Annotated in this window: 2 protein-coding genes and 1 pseudogene; all 3 read right to left on the minus strand. The window is 74.2% G+C overall.

Translation table 11 applies throughout. From position 1 onward, the window contains the following. A partial coding sequence (locus tag AC1DXV_RS34165; RefSeq protein ID WP_477937985.1) for a heme biosynthesis HemY N-terminal domain-containing protein occupies positions 1 to 557 on the minus strand: 557 nt, incomplete at its 3' end. Positions 558 to 576: 19 nt separating this feature from the next. Further along, positions 577 to 1,704 carry a uroporphyrinogen-III C-methyltransferase gene (locus AC1DXV_RS34170; protein ID WP_477937986.1) on the minus strand — a complete coding sequence of 376 codons (1,128 nt, stop codon included), beginning with the start codon at positions 1,702 to 1,704 and terminating at the stop codon, positions 577 to 579. Then, positions 1,701 to 1,994, minus strand: a pseudogene (locus AC1DXV_RS34175) (uroporphyrinogen-III synthase); the annotation flags it as partial. The pseudogene AC1DXV_RS34175 and the gene AC1DXV_RS34170, both read right to left, overlap by 4 nt.

Consider the following 1,994-nt stretch of genomic DNA (forward strand, 5'->3'; position numbering starts at 1 on the left):
GCCGCATCGCGGTCGTCGAGCGCCCACTCGGCGGCCAGCAGGCGCGCGCCCTCCTCGGCCGGCCGCGCCAGGCCGCTGCGGCTCGACAGGTCGAGCGCCAGGCGCAGCTGCTCGTCGCGGCGCGCGCGGTCCTGCAGCTTGTGCAGGCTGCCGGCGGCCAGCAGGTGGCCGAGCACGGTGAATTCGTTGTCCTGCACCAGGTCGGGCGTGTCGCTCTGGATCAGCAGCGCGCGCTGCGCCGACTTCTGCGCGCGGCTGTAGCGCCCGCCGAAGTACTGCGACAACGCATCGCGCAGCGCCGCCTGCGCGGTGCGGTCGCGGCGCGCGACGCGCCATTCGTGGGCGCGCCGCGGAAGCCCGATCAGCGCGTTGATCGCCTGGATCACCGCGACCAGCGCGAAGCAGGTCGCCACCAGCGCGATCAGGAACAGGTTCAGCGAGACGTCGAGCCGCCACGAACCCCAGTAGAACGACGCCAGGCCGTCATTGGTGCCCAGCACCGAAGCGCTGACCACCGCCAGCGCGAACAACAGCACGAACCAGATGACGGCACGCATCGGGAAGGGGGGCCTCAGGTCAACGGCCGGCCGTCGCGGTGGCGAGCGCCGCGAGCGTGTCGTCGGGCCGCGGCAGCACCACCTGGCGGGCGCCGGCCGACACCTGCTTCACCAGTTCGAGCGCCACCGTCGTGCGGCGCGAGCTGCGGTCGAAGTAGCGCTCCAGCGCCTGCTGGGCGCTCTGCAGGTCGGTCTGCGCCGCGTCGAACTGGCGGCTCAGCACCGCCAGGCGCGCGTTCAGCAGGCGCAGCTTCAGGTTCTCGCGCAGGAAGAAGGCCTGCTCCGGCGCCAGCCACATCGCATCCGGGTTGTCGATGCGGGTCACGCGCACCAGCGAGCGGGTCTCGCCCCAGACGCGGTCGAACAGCGCCCCCAGGCGATCGGACAGCTCGGCCAGCCCACCGCCCACCGGCACCGGCGCGCTCTGGCTGGCGCTGCGGGCGCTCGGGCGCGGTCCCGAGGCCGCCGGCTTCACCGGCTCGCGCCGCGGCTCGACCTGCACCAGCAGCGGCAGTTCATCGACCAGCCGCACCACCTCGTCGACCTTGATCGACAGCCCGCCGATGTCGGCCACGCCGACCGACTTGACGCGGTCGATGTCGCGCGCGATCGCGCGGCGCACGCCGTCCAGCCGCGGCTGGCTGTAGCGGGCCAGGCGCTCGTCGGCCTGCTTCAGCGCCGCCACCAGCGGCTCGGCACTGCCGGTGATCGCCGATTGCTGCTGGGCCACGCGCAGGCCGGCGTCGATGTCGACCAGCACGTTCTCGTCGCGCGAGCGCGACAGCGACTGGATCAGGTCCTCGAGCTGGCTGCGCTGGATCGCGACCTCGGCCAGCTTGGCCTCGAGCAGCGCGACCTTGGCCGCACTGTCGCGCGCGACCTCCTGCGCCTGGCGCGCCATCACCTGCGCCTCGCCGGACTGCCGGCCGCTGTCCTGCTGGCGGCGCACCAGCTCCTGCTCCAGCGTGCGCACCCGCTGCTGCGCCGACCAGGCCTGCACCAGCGCGATGACGATCAGCAGCACCAGCAGCGCGAGCACCGCCGGCGCGAGCCAGCCGGGCAGGCGGCGCGGCGCCACGGCGACAGCCACGGGTGCGGTGGGCACCGGCTCGGTGTGGGCGGGCGGGGAGGCAACGGTGTCGGTCACGATGCGATCGATTGTATGCAGGCCACCACTTCCGCGAGAGCAGGCCGGGATTCGAGCACCTGCCCGAGGCCGAGCGAGCGCGCGCGGGCCGCGATGCGCGGRTGCGTCGCGAGCGCGCGGCCGGCCGCCCAGGGCCGTGAAGGCGCGAGCGCCTCCAGGTGGTCGACCGCCTCGGAGCTGCTGAAGAACCACAGGTGCCGAGCCGGGCGGTCGAGCGCGGCCTGCAGCAGCGCGCGCCCGGCGTCGTCGAGCAGCGGCGCGCTGCGGCCGTAGGCGCAGGCCAGCGACAC

Source organism: Rhizobacter sp. P3_C12 (assembly GCF_056402735.1).